We start from the raw sequence: 15,661 nt of genomic DNA on the forward strand, positions 1-15,661 counted from the left end.
ACGGTACGAACGTTAGGAATGGAGAATTCGACGGCGGCCTCAGGCCGCCGTCGTCGCATGCAGCGTCAGGAAACGCTTGAGGATGCCGGACGAATAGCTGCTCGCGATCGCCGACAGGAAGTGCGAGAACGACTGCATCGCGTGATCGTCGGCCGTATCGGAGATCGTGCGCACGAGCGCGAACGGCACGTCGTGTTCCGCGCATACCTGCGCGATCGCCGCGCCTTCCATTTCGACCGCGAGCGCGTCCGGCAGCGCGTCGCGCAGCGCGACGACTTCCTCCTCGCTCGACACGAAGCGGTCGCCGCTGATGATCAGCCCCGCGTGCAGCGCCGCGCCGGCGAGCCCGAAGCGCTCGGCGAACCGCGCGCCCTCTTCGTCGACGAACAGCGCGCACGCAGCCCGCAAGCGGGCCGTCAGCGCCGCGTCGGTCGCGAAACGCGTGATGCCGAGCAGCGGCACCTCGTAGCGCGGAAAGAACGGCGACGCGTCGAGATCGTGCTGCAGCAGCGTATCGGCCACGACGACGTCGCCGACCCGCACCGTGCGCGACACGCCGCCCGCGACGCCGGTGAACACGACGCCCGACACGCCGAACACGTGGATCAGCGCGCTGACCGTCGCGGCGGCCGCGACCTTGCCGACCCGCGCGAGCGTGACGACGCAGGCGGCACCGTGCACGGTGCCGACGTGATAATCGCGGCGGCCGAGCGTGACCGTCTTCATCGCGCCGTCGGCGCGCATCGCGGCGATCAGGTCGCCGAGTTCCTCGGGCAGCGCGGCCAGAATGCCGAGCGGCCGCCCGGCAGGCGTAACGACCATGTCGACGTCCATCATTCCACCGCCTGCAGTTTCGCGACCGCGAGCGCGAGCCATTTCTCGCCGTGGCGCTTGAACTTCACCTGCGCCTTCGCATCGGTGCCGTTGCCTTCGAGCGCGGTAACCGTGCCTTCGCCGAACTTCGTATGGAATACCTGCTGGCCGACCCGGAAGCCGGCGTCGGCCGCGCGCTGCTTGTCCGCGAACGCCGGCAGCGGCGCGGACACGGCCGCATCGACGATCTGCTCGCGGCTGCCGCCGCCCGGCCGCGCGAACCAGTCGCGCCCGTAGCCGGCATTGTCCGAACGCCCGCCCCAACGCGACCCGGCCTCGACCTTCGGCGTCAACCACTTCAGCACGTGCTCCGGCAGTTCGTCGAAGAAGCGCGAGCGCACGTTGTAGCGGGTCTGGCCGTGCAGCATCCGGCTTTGCGCGAACGACAGGTAGAGCCGCTCCTTCGCGCGCGTGATCGCGACGTACATCAGCCGGCGCTCTTCCTCGAGGCCGTCCGACTCGAGCACACTGTTCTCGTGCGGGAACAGCCCCTCTTCGAGCCCCGTGATGAATACGGCCGAGAACTCGAGCCCCTTCGCCGCGTGCACCGTCATCAGCTGCACGGCGTCCTGGCCGGCCTGCGCCTGGTTGTCGCCGGCCTCCAGCGACGCGTGCGACAGGAAGCCCGCGAGCGGCGTCATCGTGTCGGGGTTCTGCGCGGGGTCGGCGGGCGACGCCGGGTCGAGCACGTCCACCGCCGGATCGTCCGTCGCGGCGCCGAGCTCGGGCGCCGCGATCGCGCCCGCGCGCAGCGGAATCGAGCGGGCCGGCGTGTCGAGGCCGTAGCCTTCCTCGGCGATGAACGCGGTGGCCGCGTTCACGAGTTCCTGCAAGTTCTCGAGGCGATCCTGGCCTTCGCGCTCGCCCTGGTAGAAATCGGCGAGGCCGCTCGCGCGCACGATGTGCTCGACGGTGTCGGGCAGGTTCATGTGCTGCGTGTCGGCGCGCATCTTCGCGATCAGGTTCGCGAACCCGCCGAGGCTCGTGCCGGCCTTGCCGGCCACGTACGGAATCGCGGCGGCCATCGAGCAGCCGTACAGGCGCGCGGCGTCGGCCAGCTGCTCGATCGAGCGCGCGCCGATCCCGCGGGTCGGGAAATTGACGACGCGCGCGAATGCCGTGTCGTCGTTCGGGTTGTCGATCAGGCGCAGGTACGCGAGCGCGTGCTTCACTTCCTGCCGCTCGAAAAAGCGCAGGCCGCCGTACACGCGGTACGGAATGCCCGACGACATCAACGTGTGCTCGATCGAGCGCGACTGCGCGTTGCTGCGGTACAGAACGGCCACTTCGCTGCGCGCCATTCCGGTGTTGATCAGCGAACGGATCTCCTCGACGATCCAGCCGGCCTCCTGCGCGTCGGTGCTGGCTTCGTACACGCGCACGGGCTCGCCGTGGCCGGCATCGGTGCGCAGGTTCTTGCCGAGGCGGTGCGCGTTGTTCGAGATCAGCTGGTTCGCCGCGTCGAGGATGTTGCCGTGCGACCGGTAGTTCTGCTCGAGCTTGATCAGGTTGCGCACACGGAATTCATCCTCGAAGTCGCGCATGTTGCCGACGTTCGCGCCGCGGAATGCGTAGATCGACTGGTCGTCGTCGCCGACCGCGAAGATCGCGTTCTCGCCGCCGGCGAGCATCTTGAGCCACGCGTACTGCAGCTTGTTGGTGTCCTGGAACTCGTCGACGAGGATGTGCCGGAAGCGCGCCTGATAGTGCGCGCGCAGCGGCGCGTTGTACGCGAGCAGCTCGTAGCAGCGCAGCAGCAGCTCGGGGAAATCGACGACGCCTTCGCGCTGGCACTGCTGGTCGTATGCCTGGTACAGCTCGACGAACTTGCGGTTGAAGTTGTCGGTCGCGTCGACCTTGTCCGGGCGCAGCCCCTGCTCCTTCGCGTTGTTGATGAAGTACTGGACGTTCTTCGGCGGGTACTTTTCGTCGTCGACGTTCGCCGCCTTCATCAGCCGCTTGATCGCGGACAGCTGGTCGGCCGTGTCGAGGATCTGGAAAGTCTGCGGCAGGCCGGCATCGCGCCAGTGCGTGCGCAGCATCCGGTTGCACAGCCCGTGGAACGTACCGATCCACATCCCGCGCGTGTCGATCGGCATCATCGCCGACAGGCGCGCCATCATCTCGCGCGCGGCCTTGTTCGTGAAGGTGACGGCGAGCACGGTGGGCGGCGATGCATAGCCCTGCTGGATCAGCCACGCGATGCGCGTGATCAGCACGCGGGTCTTGCCGCTGCCCGCCCCTGCGAGGATCAGCGCCGGTTCGTTCGGCAACGTGACGGCGGCGTGTTGTTCGGGGTTCAGATTGGCGAGCAGATCGGGCATGGAGCGGCGGCTAACGGGCGAGAAAAATGCGGACCCGCCATTATAAGTCCGTCGTGTGCGATGCCGTGGCCACCCGATGTGGCATCGCGGCGCAACAAGGCCGTTTTTGTCCACTGACGGCGGCTTCGGCGCTCGTAACCAGCGTTATTTCCTGCGCCGCCCGGCCGGTTTGTCGCCGATCCACTCGGGATGAGGGACATACCGGCGAACTTGTTCGTCGAGTTCGGGGCTGTGATACAGGTCCAGGCATTTCAGCAGAGCAAATTCGGCCCCGGCGTAACCTTCCACGGGATTGCCGTAATCGCGGCGCAAATAGTGTTCTGCAAGCCGCTCGACCGCCCGATCGCCCCTTTCCTCATCGTAATAAGTCCATTCCAAGAACGCACTCTTGGTAATTTCGGCATCATTGCCTGCCGGCGATCCTCGGTAAGCGATCGACAGGCAGGCCGCCAACGCCCTGTCCTTGTAATTCTCCGCATTGGTGCGCCCCACGGCCATGACAGAATCGGCCGCTTCGGCAGACAGTGCCGAACATAGCGCGACGGCGCAGACTGCCCGAAAAATGTTCGTTTGAGCGCCCGGAAATAAGCGCGGCTAGTGCGATAGTTCGCCCCCCGCTCGCTGAAATAACAAGCGTCGTAGCACTGGCGCCCATTGAAAGCATCGCGCCCCGCTGGCATCACTCCGTCCATGCAAGTCGACAAGGACAAGACCACGTTTATTTCGACTCGGGGATCGGACTACTCTCGGCATTAGCGCGCTTTTGCCAGCCGATCGGCGAGCATGTCGAGCTCCCGACTGTGGAATAGGTCGATGCACTTCATCGTATTGAACGACGCCGGAATCGAACCGCTGTATGTCCGGGTGGCATACCGCCGCGCGAGCGCACGGAGCGCATCGTAGGCTTCGATCGGCGGGTGGCCGAACTCCAGATAGGCGCTCGCGGCCGCATTCGCATCATCACGGTCGCGGACACTGTGAGCGACTTGCGCAAGACAGACACTCAACGCCCAATTTTTCAGCAAGGTTTTTTGCGAGTACCGCTCGCCAGGGGACCGAGAATCCGGAGCCGCGACCGTGACTTGAGACACCGCCGTGGCCGAACCAGTCGCCAGGACCACGAAGAGCGCTGGAAGCAGGCTTTTCAACGTAATACCCATATCGATGCGCTTTCAGGAATGAAGGTGCCGTTGTCGGGGTCGTCGGAGAGATGGCAACTATCCGCGCATCGTGTTCCATCCCAGAGGGTGATGTGCCCCATTGCATTGCTCCATCCGTGCCCTTTAACCGCAATAATCCCCTTCATGTCGGCAAAATCGGACGGCTTTGGAACCCGAACTGTCTTGTCCGGCTTGCCAAATGCACTTTCAAGATAAGCCGCCATGTCTGCCACGCGATAGATGTACTGATGCTTATCCCCTCCGCTCACCATCGCGTACCGTGGGTTTTTGCGAATCGCAAAGCCTGTTTCATTCAGAACGAAGCTCATCCGGATTGGACATGCATTCTTGAATCCGCCTTCCGGCAGTTCGATATTTTTCTGGACGTTTCCACCAATGCGCTTCCCGACCTCCATGACTGAAACTCTGACTTTCATGAAGGCGTGCCATGCACTGGAGAATGATGGCCTGGACATGATTTTATCTAAGTTGAATTGACTAAAGGGATGAACCGAATCCTGGAATCATCGGGATTATGAAATGAACGCCCCCCGGAACGCGTTCCATTGTGAATAGCGCCGACAGCTAAAGAAATAGGACCAGTATGAAAATCCGCGAGTGTGTGACTTCAGCGCGTAGCAATCACGCGGACCGTCAAAAACCAAGACCCGAGGCCGGTCCCGGGAATCGCCGGTAGTTCCGGCTTGGATCCGTCGATTCTTGATACCGACCTTGGTGGTGGTATCTGCTTCGAGCAAGTCCAGGCAGATGCGCCTCAAGATCGCAATCGTTGCCGACTCGTCAATGGGCCTCGCCCCTCAGGATCGAACCGGAGCGGGAGCCATCAAGCCCCCGCTCTCCAGCGCGCCAGGATGCCGCTGGCGCGGACGGCGACTTATAATGTGGGGTTCAAGTCTCCAACAAGCATTTTTCGGCAAATTTCCACCATGAGCGACAACACGCTGGCGAAGAGTTTCGAACCCCACACCATCGAGTCCCAATGGGGGCCGGAGTGGGAAAAACGCGGCTATGCCGCCCCGGCATTCGATCCGTCCCGCCCCGATTTCGCGATCCAGTTGCCGCCGCCGAACGTGACGGGCACGCTGCACATGGGCCACGCGTTCAACCAGACGATCATGGACGGCCTCGCCCGCTATCACCGGATGCTCGGCGAGAACACGCTGTGGGTGCCGGGCACTGACCACGCGGGGATCGCCACCCAGATCGTCGTCGAACGCCAGCTCGACGCGCAGGGCGTGTCGCGCCACGACCTCGGCCGCGAGAAGTTCGTCGAGCGCGTGTGGGAATGGAAGCAGAAATCCGGCTCGACGATCACCGACCAGGTGCGCCGCCTCGGCGCGTCGACCGACTGGTCGCGCGAATACTTCACGATGGACGACAAGATGTCGGCCGCCGTGCGCGACGTGTTCGTCACGCTGTATGAACAAGGGCTGATCTACCGCGGCAAGCGCCTCGTCAACTGGGATCCGGTGCTGCTCACCGCCGTGTCGGACCTCGAAGTCGTCAGCGAAGAGGAAAACGGCCACCTGTGGCACATCCGCTACCCGCTCGTCGACGGCTCGGGTTCCCTGACGGTCGCCACCACGCGTCCCGAGACGATGCTCGGCGACGTCGCGCTGATGGTCCATCCGGAAGACGAGCGTTACGCGCACCTGATCGGCAAGCTGGTCACGCTGCCGCTGACGGGCCGCGAGATCCCGGTGATCGCCGACGACTACGTCGACCGCGAGTTCGGCACGGGCGTCGTGAAGGTCACGCCCGCGCACGACTTCAACGACTACCAGGTCGGCCTGCGCCACAAGCTCGCGCCGATCGAGATCCTGACGCTCGACGCGAAGATCAACGACAACGGCCCCGAGCAGTATCGCGGGCTCGACCGCTTCGACGCGCGCCGTGCGATCGTCGCCGATCTCGACGCGCAGGGCTTTCTCGACTCCGTGAAGCCGCACAAGCTGATGGTGCCGCGCGGCGACCGCACGGGCGTCGTGATCGAGCCGCTGCTGACCGACCAGTGGTTCGTCGCGATGACGAAGCCGGCGCCGGAAGGCACGTTCAATCCGGGCAAGTCGATCACCGAGACGTCGCTCGACGTGGTGCGCGACGGCCAGATCAAGTTCGTCCCGGAGAACTGGACGACCACCTACTACCAGTGGCTCGAGAACATCCAGGACTGGTGCATCTCGCGCCAGCTGTGGTGGGGCCACCAGATTCCCGCGTGGTACGGCGAGAACGGCGAGGTGTTCGTCGCCCGCAACGAGGAAGACGCGCGCGCGCAGGCCGCGGCGAACGGTTACACGGGTGCGCTCAAGCGCGACGAAGACGTGCTCGACACGTGGTTTTCGTCCGCGCTCGTGCCGTTCTCGTCGCTCGGCTGGCCGAACGAAACGCCCGAACTGAAGCATTTCCTGCCGTCGTCGGTGCTCGTCACCGGCTTCGACATCATCTTCTTCTGGGTCGCCCGGATGGTGATGATGACCACGCACTTCACCGGCAAGGTGCCGTTCCATACCGTCTACATGCATGGCCTCGTGCGCGACGCGGAAGGCCAGAAGATGTCGAAGAGCAAGGGCAACACGCTCGACCCGATCGACATCGTCGACGGCATCGACCTCGAAGCGCTGGTCGCGAAGCGCACGACGGGCCTGATGAACCCGAAGCAGGCCGCGACCATCGAGAAGAAGACGCGCAAGGAATTCCCGGACGGCATCCCCGCGTTCGGCACCGACGCGCTGCGCTTCACGATGGCGTCGATGGCGACGCTCGGCCGTAACGTGAACTTCGACCTCGCGCGCTGCGAAGGCTATCGCAACTTCTGCAACAAGCTGTGGAACGCGACGCGCTTCGTGCTGATGAACTGCGAAGGCCACGACTGCGGCAGCGACAAGCCGGAAGTGTGCGGCGCGGGCGACTGCGGCCCCGGCGGCTACCTCGACTTCTCGGCGGCCGACCGCTGGATCGTGTCGCTGCTGCAGCGCACCGAAGCCGACATCGCGAAGGGTTTCGCCGATTACCGCTTCGACAACATCGCGAGCAGCATCTACAAGTTCGTGTGGGACGAGTACTGCGACTGGTATCTCGAACTCGCAAAGGTCCAGATCCAGAACGGCACGCCGGAACAGCAGCGCGCCACGCGCCGCACGCTGCTGCGCGTGCTGGAAACGGTGCTGCGCCTCGCGCACCCGATCATCCCGTTCATCACCGAAGCGCTCTGGCAGAAGGTCGCGCCGCTCGCGGGCCGCTATCCGCAGGGCAAGGCCGACGGCGAAGCGTCGCTGATGACGCAGGCGTATCCGGTCGCGAACCTGCAGAAGATCGACGAGGCGTCCGAGCAGTGGGCGGCCGACCTGAAGGCGATCGTCGATGCGTGCCGCAACCTGCGCGGCGAGATGAACCTGTCGCCGGCCACCAAGGTGCCGCTGCTCGCGGCCGGCGACGCCGAGCGCCTGCGCTCGTTCGCGCCGTACGTCCAGGCGCTCGCGCGCCTGTCGGAAGTGCAGATCCTCGCGGACGAAGCGGCGCTCGACCAGCAAGCGCACGGCGCGCCGATCGCGATCGTCGGCCCGAACAAGCTCGTGCTGAAGGTGGAAATCGACGTCGCGGCCGAACGCGAGCGCCTGTCGAAGGAAATCGCGCGCCTGACGGGCGAGATCGCGAAATGCAACGCGAAGCTCGGCAACGAGGCTTTCGTCGCGAAGGCGCCGCCGGCCGTGGTCGAACAGGAGCAGAAACGCGTCGCGGAATTCCAGAGCACGCTGGAAAAACTGCGCGCGCAGCTCGATCGGTTGCCTGCGTAACAAACGGTAAGGTCATTTGCGTTCACTATAATGCGAACGTGAACATAGACCGTCTGACAAGTCGATTACAGGAATAAAGGTTCGATCATGTTGAAAGTCACCAAGGCGGTATTCCCCGTTGCCGGCCTCGGCACGCGGTTCCTGCCGGCAACGAAGGCGAGCCCGAAGGAAATGCTGCCGGTCGTCGACAAGCCGCTGATCCAGTACGCGGTCGAGGAAGCGATCGCCGCCGGTATCACCGAGATGATCTTCGTGACCGGGCGCAGCAAGCGCGCGATCGAGGACCACTTCGACAAGTCGTACGAGGTCGAGGCCGAACTCGAGGCGCGCGGCAAGGAAAAGCTGCTCGAGCTCGTGCGCAGCATCAAGCCGAGCCATGTCGACTGCTTCTACGTGCGCCAGCCGGAAGCGCTCGGCCTCGGCCACGCGGTGCTGTGCGCGGAAAAGCTCGTCAACGACAATCCGTTCGCGGTGATCCTCGCCGACGACTTGCTCGACGGCAACCCGCCGGTGATGAAGCAGATGGTCGACGTGTTCGACCACTATCACAGCTCGGTGATCGGCGTCGAAGAGATCCCGCCGTCGGAGACGAAGGCGTACGGGATCGTCGACGGCAAGGAATGGGAAGAGTCGATCGTCAAGATGTCGGCGATCGTCGAGAAGCCGGCGCCGGACGTCGCGCCGTCGAACCTCGGCGTGGTCGGCCGCTACATCCTGAAACCGCGGATCTTCGAGCACCTGCGCGCGCTGAAGCCCGGCGCGGGCGGCGAACTGCAGCTCACCGACGCGATCCAGGCGCTGCTCGCCGACGAACAGGTGCTGGCCTACAAGTACCAGGGCACGCGCTACGACTGCGGCAGCAAGCTCGGCTACCTGAAGGCGACGGTCGAATTCGCGCTGCGCCACCCGGAAGTCGGTGCGGAGTTCGAGACGTACCTGCGCACGCGCGACGGCGCCCAACCGACCGTCTGAACGCGGCAAGGGCGCGCCCCGGCGGGCCCGCCCTCACCTCCCGGCCACCGCTCAGCGCGCGTCGGCCGGCTTCACCGAGACGACGCCCGGCATCCCGCCCGCGTCGTCTTTTTTCGTCTTGACGAGCCAGCCGCTGCCGTCGCCGAACGGTATCTTCGCCAGCGCGCTCTTGACGAGCGCCGGCGCGGCCTGTTGCGTGCCCGGATCGCGATCGCGCAGCGACGCCGACACGCGATAGACGTCGGCACCCGATTGCGCATCGACGAAACGCAGCGTCAGCACGTGGCGGTATATCTTGCCCGCGAACGGCAGCGCGAACGGCGCCGGCCCGTCGACCGTCACGCATGCGCTGCTGGCCGCGCCGCACCGGTCGGCGCTCGTCGCGACCGCCGCCGGCTGCGTCGCATACGCGATCGAGAGCCGATAACGCGCGTCCTTGAGCGGCTGCGCGTCGAAACCGCGGTGCGCGAGTTCGTCGCGTACGAGCGTCTCGATCCGCCGGTACTCGGCGTCGTCCGCCTGCGCGGTCGTCCGTACGAAATCGTAGCCGTGCGCACCGGATGCGAATGCATTCGGCTGCCCGACCGCGCTCACGCCGCTCGTCACGCCGGCGCAACCCGTCAACAGCGACGCCGCCAGCGCGGTCGCCGCCCATTGCTTTCTCATGACTTTCCCCAAATGCCTGCCGTCGCGCCCGGCCCTGTCAGGCGGACGGCTCGTCGATCGCGGGCAGCGACACCGTCACCGCGGTGCCGACACCCACTTCGCTGTCGACCGACACGCTGCCCCCATGGCGCGTGACGACCGTCTTCACGAAAACCATGCCGAGGCCGGAGCCCGGGATGTCGGGCCGCTCGCCGGCATGGAATCGCTTGAAACGCTCGAACAGATGCCGCTGATCTTCCGGCGCAATGCCGTAGCCCTGATCGCGAATCGTACAGAACATCCGCTTCGACGCGTGCTCGACCGTCAGCGTACACGTGATCACCGTGTCGGACGGACTGTATTTGACCGCATTGTTCAGCAGGTTCACGAATGCGCGCGTGATCAGCGAGCGATCCGCGCGCACCCAGCACATGTCGGCGCCCACGTCGGTCTCGATGCGAATGTGCTTCGCCTGCGCCTGCGGCCACACCTCGTCGCTCGCATCGATCAGCACGTCGACGAGGCTCGTCGCTTCCAGCTGGTAAGCCTGCGACTCCGCGCGCGCCAGTTGCACGAACTCGTCGGCGAGCGACAGCGCGCGGTGCGCATAACGCTCGATCCGCGCGAGCAGCCCGCGCATCGTGTCGGTCTCGACGCGATCGCGCTCGATCTCGACCAGCGCAAGGATCGACGACTGCGGCGAACGCATGTCGTGCGACAGCAGGTGCAGCGCTTCCTCGCGATGCCGTTCGGCCGCATGCAGCTCGGTCACGTCGACGAGGCCGGCGATCCAGCCCGTCACGCGCCCTTGCGCGTTCGTACATGCCGCGTAGCGTAGCAGATGGTCGAGCCCGTCGCGATCGCGCACCTCGATGCCGCGCGCCATCGCGTCGTGCTCGGCCTCGAGCGTCGGGTCGAGCGCGGCCGGCCAGCGCTCGCGGATCGCCGCGTCGTGTTCGGCGTTGCCGTCGACGGTCTTCATGAACGTCAGCTCGCCGAGCGCGGTGCGCAGCGGCCGCCCTTCCGGAAGCGGCAGCGCGAGCCGCGACCCGTAGCGTTTCGCCGCGTGGTTCGCGATCAGCACGGTGCCGGCGAGGTCGGTCACGAAAATCGGTTCGGGCATGCTGTCGAGGCTGTCCCACACGAAGCGCTTCATGTCCTGCACGCGCTGCGCGGCCTGCGCCATCAGCGCCATCTGCCGCTCCAGCACGTCGCCGCCGACGCTGCGCGTGCGCGGCGCCTCGGGCAGCAGGTGCGGCTCGTCGGCGAGCCGCTGCAGCTCGCGGCGCAGGTACGACATCGTCATTTCCAGCCGTCGCCAGTTCCAGATCGGGTAGACGGCGATCAGCCCGAAGACCGCGGGCGCCGGCGTCAGCCAGATGCGCGCCTCGAACAGCAGCGCCACGCTCGCGAGCACGGCGAGCGCGGCAAGGCTCAGCGTCAGCAGCAGCGCGCGCCACGGCGACAGCATCAGGAAGCCGCCCAGCAACACGGCGAGCGGCAGCAGCGACGCGACGAACAATCCCGCGCGCGACGCGGGCGAGATCGCGCTGCCGGTCGCCAGCATGTCGAGCACGTTCGCATGGATGTACACGCCGGCCAGCGGGCCGAACTCGCCGGACACCGGCGTCGCGAAGCGATCGTACAGCCCCGATGCCGTCACGCCGACGACGACGATCTTGCCGCGCAGCGCGTCGGGCTTCACGCGCCCTTCGAGCACGTCGTCGAACGACAGCGTCGGATACGCGGGCGTGTTGCGGCTGAACGGAATCAGGTAGCGGCCGTCGCCCGCCGCATCGCGCGACAGGTCGTGCGCGTTCGCGCCGGGCACGCCGCCGACCGGGTGCAGCCGGCCGGCCTGGATCGCGCGGTACACGGGCACCATCAGTTGCGGCCAGCGCACGCGGCCGTCGCTTTCGAACAGCGCGACGCTGCGCACGATGCCGTCGCGATCGACTTCGAGATTGATATGGCCGAGCCCCGTCGCGCGCGCGGCGAGCGCGGCGACCGGCGGATCGACCGATCGCGTGCCGTCTTCCTGCTCGGGGCTCAGCAGCACCGGCAGGAAGGTCGGCACGCGGCTCATCGCGTCCGCGAACGTGCGATCCTCCGGCGACGGCTCGGTAAACAGCACGTCGTAGACGACGGCGGCTGGCTGCGCGCGCGCGAGCGTGTCGAGCAGCCGCGCATGCACGTCGCGCGGCCACGGCCAGCGGCCGAGCGCGGACACGCTCTGGTTGTCGATGTCGACCACCACCACGTCGGGCGACAGCGGCAGGCTGCGCAGCATCAGCAGCCGGTCGTAGATCAACCCGTCGACGCTCGACGACAGGCGGCCGAGCGCGCACGCGAGGATCACCGCGATCCCGAGGCAGCCGATCGCGATCCATTCGATCAGGAAGCGGCGGCCGAGGCGCCGCCGCGGGGAAACGGAGTCGGGTTTCATGCGCCGCGGGTCAGCGCGACAACGTGAACGCGCTGACCGGACTGGTCTTCTCGTAGAACTTGCCGCCTTCGAATTCCTCGACGGTCACGGCCCAGAAATAGTCGCCCGCCGGCAGGTGCGCGACGGTGATCTGGCGCGCGTGCAGCCCGACCTGATCGACGACCGGCGCGCTCAGGTCCTTCGAGCGCGACAGCACGAACCGGTAACGCGCATTCTGGCCCGACCCGTTCGGCGACCAGCGGAACTCGTAGCCGCCCGCGCCCTGCGACGCGCTCGCATCGAGCCCCATCACGCGACGTTCGAACGCATAGGTGCGCGGCAGCCCCTCGAGGCCGTTCGCATCGATCGCGGCAATCCGCACGAAGTAATTCCCGTTCGGCACGTCGCGGAACACCGCGCGCGGCGAATCGGTACGCGTTTCGCGGAACAGGTCGAGCAGCCCCGCATCGTGCGCGAGCTGCACGCGATACGCATGCGCCTGCGCAAGCGGCGTGACGTCGAATGCGACGTCGGGCTCGTCCTGCACCTTGTCGGGATGCGCGAGCACGGGCGCGTCCAGCAGTTCGACGGGCGCGCCGACCGCACCGGACGACGTCGCCACGCTGCCGAACTTCGCATGCACAAGCGTCGCGCCCGCCGGCTGGCGGCCGCCCGCGACGCCGACGGTGCCGTCGAGCACTTCGACGCGCGTCGACGCAGTGCCGGCCGCGTCGTAGTTCACGCGAAAGCGCGTGCCGCGCACGCCGGCGACGACCGACGGCGAACGGATCTGGAAGCGGTCGTCGCGCTTCTTCAGGTGGGTGACTTCGCTGTCGACCGAACCGCGCGTGAGTTCGAACTCGCGATCGAGCGTGCCGGTCAGCACCGTGCGGCGCAGCGACTTCAGGTCGAGCTGGCTGTCGGGCGGCAGGCTCATGTGCGTGCCGTCGGCCAGCTCGATCGTCACGAAGCCGTTCGGGCCGGTGCGCACGCGGTCGCCTTCGGCGAGCGTCGCATCGTTCGCGAGCGGCACGAAGGCGGCGCCGGATGCGCGCTCGGCCGTGCCCTGCACCGCGATCACGCGTGCCGTGAGCGTTTCCTTGCGCAGACGCGCGACCGGCAGCTTCAGCGCGACGCCGGGCTGCAGGCGCTTCGGCGCCGGCACGCCGTTGATCTGCTGGAGCAATTGCCAGTCGTCCGCACCTTGCAGGTAGCGCGCGGCGACCGCGTACAGCGTGTCGCCCGCCTGCGTGCGATAAACGACCGTCTTTCCCGCGGCGGCGGGCGGCTGCGCCGCGGCCTGCTGCGCGGCGAACACGAACGCGACCGCGCAGGCCGCGCGCAGCGCCGCCGTGCACAGGCCCGCCGTGCGCTGCGTGATTCGCGCGGTCACTCCGGTTCCCCCTGGCCGACCCGTTCGAGCCGGTAGCCGTACCCGTAGATCGGCGCAAGACGGTAGCCGTTTTCGGGCCGCAGGCCGAGCTTGGTGCGCAGCATCGAAATGTGCGTATCCATCGTGCGCGACGGAATGTCGGTCGCCTGCTTCCACACGAGGTCGAGAATGTGCGCGCGCGACAGCGGCCGGTCGAGATGCTGGAACAGCAGCAGCGCGAGCTCGAATTCCTTTTGCGTGAGGCTCACGGCCTTGTCGCCGACGTACGCCTGCTTCAGGTTCACGTCGAAACGGAACTGATCGAATTCGCGGACGGTCGCCTCGGCGTTGACCGGATACGCGCGGCGCAGCAGCGAACCGATGCGCGCGCGCAGGATCGGGCCCGACACGGGCTTGACCACGTAATCGTCGGCGCCGGCGTTGAGGATCTGCGTGATCCCCGCCTCGTCGTCGCGGCTCGTCATGAAGATGATCGGCAGGCTATGCTCGGTCTGGTTGGCGCGCACCCACTTGAGCACTTCCTCGCCGGACATGTCGGGCACGTTCCAGTCGAGCACCAGCAGGTCGAACGTCTCGCGCTGCAGGCGCTTCTTCAGGGCTTTGCCTTCCTTGAACGCATAGCACGTATGGCCGATGGCCGTCAGCGTTTGACTGACGAAATCCGTCTGGGCCGGATCGTCATCCAATACAGCAATTCTCATAGCACCCCGCAAATCGAAGTCGATTCGTCCATTCGGCTCCCGCGCCTGCCCCGGCCGCGCAGCATGCGCGCGGCACCGGATACCGGCCGGCGAGCCGTCGTTCGCCGCTCGCGCCACCTGCGCAAACCGGCGACCCCGGTTAAATATCTCAAAAACGGGGCACGGACGAACCGGCGATTTCATCATAGTAGTATGAAATTCGCCAAGAAATTGCGCGGACTATCGCCCTTTCTTCGAATAATCCTTTCTGTTGCGCAACCGGACGCCTATTCGGCGCCCGCGATGCCGGCCACCGGCTCGGCAAAATCGTCTGTCGGCACGCGTGGCGACGGCCGCTCCGACAGCGGCGGTTGCGCCAGCATCCGCTGCAACTGGTCGCGCACACGCTCCCACGCGCCGGCCGCGTAGTCGGGCTGACCTGCCGCCCATGCCTGCGCCAGATCGAACACGCGTTCGATCGTCGCACCGCAGTAAGTCGGGCCCGAGCCATCGCCCCGCGCGGCGTCGCGCAGCCGTTCGTCGAGCCACTCGGCCAGCCACGGCATCTCGGCCGCGGCCGAATCCGCATAGGCCTCCAGCGCGGCACGCGCGTGGCGGTCCCGTTGCGGATCGAGCTCGATCCGGTTCAATTCCGAGGTACGCACGGGCGCGATGCTTTGCGCTCCGGACGGACTTCGAAAGGTCCCTGGTCTGAAGGACATGTCCTCTCCCCGTTGTACGACGGTAGCGTCAGGCATGGCCCCCGAGCCCGCCGTGCGACGTACCGTGGCCGGCGCCTCCGCTGGGAGCGGACGACCGGCCGGGTCAGTATACGCAGCCGGTCACGCAACGAGGTTTAAGAATTGTCAGAGAGGCGCGGTAAGCGCTTTCCAATCGAACAGGAGCCTGAGCGCGGGTGTGCGCTGGCTCTTGTGTAGCGCTCGCTCCCGTCAGGCTTCTTTCGAAAACACTCAGGGGCAGCCGGCTGGGTGGGCCGGCGAAGCGGTCCGCCAGGCGTGCCGGCCGGGCGCCGGGCGCGGCGGGACGTGCGATGCGCGCCTTCAGCGGCGGCGCATCAGGAACACGAAGGTCTTGTCCTGGGTCGTCGACTCGACGATCTCGTTGCCCGTCTGCTTCGCGAACGCGGCGAAATCGCGCTGCGAGCCCGGATCGGTCGCGAGCACCTTGAGGATCTGCCCGCTTTCCATATCGGCAAGCGCTTTCTTGGCACGCAGGATCGGCAACGGGCAATTGAGCCCGCGCGCGTCCACTTCCTTGTGAATCTGCATCGGCTGTCGACCTTCGAATGACGCGCCACACACGGCGCGGGAGGAAGCCGCGATTTTACCGCAGCGCCGCCGCGCCCGCCCGGCC

Annotated in this window: 13 protein-coding genes; 2 read left to right on the forward strand and 11 right to left on the reverse strand. The window is 66.4% G+C overall.

Annotated elements, in window-relative coordinates; all coding sequences use genetic code 11:
- Nucleotides 1-39: 39 nt before the first annotated feature.
- The 5 genes from C4B30_RS24730 to C4B30_RS24755 all read right to left on the reverse strand — a co-directional run bounded on the left by C4B30_RS24730 (nt 40) and on the right by C4B30_RS24755 (nt 4,794).
- The gene (locus C4B30_RS24730) at nt 40-837 is read right to left on the reverse strand and encodes a 5'-methylthioadenosine/adenosylhomocysteine nucleosidase (protein WP_105133110.1); all 798 of its coding nucleotides are present in this window, start codon (nt 835-837) and stop codon (nt 40-42) included.
- A complete protein-coding gene (locus C4B30_RS24735; RefSeq protein ID WP_105133111.1) occupies nt 834-3,197 on the reverse strand; it encodes a UvrD-helicase domain-containing protein in 2,364 nt (787 codons plus the stop codon). The genes C4B30_RS24730 and C4B30_RS24735 overlap by 4 nt, the downstream gene beginning before the upstream one ends.
- A 144-nt stretch (nt 3,198-3,341) precedes the next feature.
- Nucleotides 3,342-3,695: a type VI secretion system amidase immunity protein Tai4 gene (locus C4B30_RS24745; RefSeq protein ID WP_105133112.1), complete on the reverse strand. Its 354-nt coding sequence runs from the start codon at nt 3,693-3,695 to the stop codon at nt 3,342-3,344.
- Between the two features lie 254 nt (nt 3,696-3,949).
- Nucleotides 3,950-4,345 (reverse strand): T6SS amidase immunity protein Tai4 family protein, encoded by a 396-nt coding sequence (locus C4B30_RS24750; RefSeq protein WP_199779085.1) that lies wholly within the window; start codon nt 4,343-4,345, stop codon nt 3,950-3,952.
- Nucleotides 4,342-4,794: a type VI secretion system amidase effector protein Tae4 gene (locus C4B30_RS24755; protein ID WP_234015458.1), complete on the reverse strand. Its 453-nt coding sequence runs from the start codon at nt 4,792-4,794 to the stop codon at nt 4,342-4,344. Before C4B30_RS24755 ends, C4B30_RS24750 begins: the two co-directional genes overlap by 4 nt.
- A gap of 510 nt (nt 4,795-5,304) precedes the next feature.
- Here C4B30_RS24755 and C4B30_RS24760 point away from each other — a divergent pair.
- Together C4B30_RS24760 and galU are read left to right on the forward strand one after the other, a co-directional pair.
- Nucleotides 5,305-8,172, forward strand: coding sequence for a valine--tRNA ligase (locus C4B30_RS24760; protein ID WP_105133115.1), 2,868 nt, complete (start codon nt 5,305-5,307; stop codon nt 8,170-8,172).
- A gap of 87 nt (nt 8,173-8,259) precedes the next feature.
- Nucleotides 8,260-9,144 carry a UTP--glucose-1-phosphate uridylyltransferase GalU gene (gene galU, locus C4B30_RS24765; protein ID WP_027784227.1) on the forward strand — a complete coding sequence of 295 codons (885 nt, stop codon included), beginning with the start codon at nt 8,260-8,262 and terminating at the stop codon, nt 9,142-9,144.
- 51 nt (nt 9,145-9,195) lie between these two features.
- Here the strand turns inward: galU and C4B30_RS24770 are convergent, their stop codons facing one another.
- From C4B30_RS24770 to C4B30_RS24795, 6 genes are all read right to left on the reverse strand, one after another.
- On the reverse strand, nt 9,196-9,810 hold the full coding sequence (locus C4B30_RS24770; protein WP_105133116.1) for a DUF4136 domain-containing protein: 615 nt from the start codon (nt 9,808-9,810) through the stop codon (nt 9,196-9,198).
- A gap of 37 nt (nt 9,811-9,847) precedes the next feature.
- Nucleotides 9,848-12,235, reverse strand: a complete 2,388-nt coding sequence (locus tag C4B30_RS24775; protein WP_105133117.1) for a CHASE2 domain-containing protein — start codon at nt 12,233-12,235, stop codon at nt 9,848-9,850.
- A 10-nt stretch (nt 12,236-12,245) separates the two neighbouring features.
- A complete protein-coding gene (locus C4B30_RS24780) occupies nt 12,246-13,607 on the reverse strand; it encodes a FecR family protein (protein ID WP_105133118.1) in 1,362 nt (453 codons plus the stop codon).
- A complete protein-coding gene (locus tag C4B30_RS24785; RefSeq protein WP_027784223.1) occupies nt 13,604-14,308 on the reverse strand; it encodes a response regulator transcription factor in 705 nt (234 codons plus the stop codon). The genes C4B30_RS24780 and C4B30_RS24785 overlap by 4 nt, the downstream gene beginning before the upstream one ends.
- Before the next feature lie 266 nt (nt 14,309-14,574).
- Nucleotides 14,575-15,009, reverse strand: a complete 435-nt coding sequence (locus C4B30_RS24790; protein ID WP_105133119.1) for a peptidase — start codon at nt 15,007-15,009, stop codon at nt 14,575-14,577.
- Between the two features lie 339 nt (nt 15,010-15,348).
- On the reverse strand, nt 15,349-15,576 hold the full coding sequence (locus C4B30_RS24795) for a sulfurtransferase TusA family protein (RefSeq protein WP_006402122.1): 228 nt from the start codon (nt 15,574-15,576) through the stop codon (nt 15,349-15,351).
- Between the last annotated feature and the right edge of the window lie 85 nt (nt 15,577-15,661).

Origin of the sequence: Burkholderia sp. BE12, assembly GCF_002959955.1 — a bacterium.
Classification (GTDB): domain Bacteria; phylum Pseudomonadota; class Gammaproteobacteria; order Burkholderiales; family Burkholderiaceae; genus Burkholderia.

Bases quoted from the DNA above. Each gene is read 5' to 3' on its own strand.
- C4B30_RS24730 (WP_105133110.1), bottom strand. From the start codon at position 837: ATGATGGACGTCGACATGGTCGTTACGCCTGCCGGGCGGCCGCTCGGC.
- C4B30_RS24735 (WP_105133111.1), bottom strand. From the start codon at position 3,197: ATGCCCGATCTGCTCGCCAATCTGAACCCCGAACAACACGCCGCCGTC.
- C4B30_RS24745 (WP_105133112.1), bottom strand. From the start codon at position 3,695: ATGGCCGTGGGGCGCACCAATGCGGAGAATTACAAGGACAGGGCGTTG.
- C4B30_RS24755 (WP_234015458.1), bottom strand. From the start codon at position 4,794: ATGAAAGTCAGAGTTTCAGTCATGGAGGTCGGGAAGCGCATTGGTGGA.
- C4B30_RS24760 (WP_105133115.1), top strand. From the start codon at position 5,305: ATGAGCGACAACACGCTGGCGAAGAGTTTCGAACCCCACACCATCGAG.
- galU (WP_027784227.1), top strand. From the start codon at position 8,260: ATGTTGAAAGTCACCAAGGCGGTATTCCCCGTTGCCGGCCTCGGCACG.
- C4B30_RS24770 (WP_105133116.1), bottom strand. From the start codon at position 9,810: ATGAGAAAGCAATGGGCGGCGACCGCGCTGGCGGCGTCGCTGTTGACG.
- C4B30_RS24775 (WP_105133117.1), bottom strand. From the start codon at position 12,235: ATGAAACCCGACTCCGTTTCCCCGCGGCGGCGCCTCGGCCGCCGCTTC.
- C4B30_RS24785 (WP_027784223.1), bottom strand. From the start codon at position 14,308: ATGAGAATTGCTGTATTGGATGACGATCCGGCCCAGACGGATTTCGTC.
- C4B30_RS24790 (WP_105133119.1), bottom strand. From the start codon at position 15,009: ATGTCCTTCAGACCAGGGACCTTTCGAAGTCCGTCCGGAGCGCAAAGC.
- C4B30_RS24795 (WP_006402122.1), bottom strand. From the start codon at position 15,576: ATGCAGATTCACAAGGAAGTGGACGCGCGCGGGCTCAATTGCCCGTTG.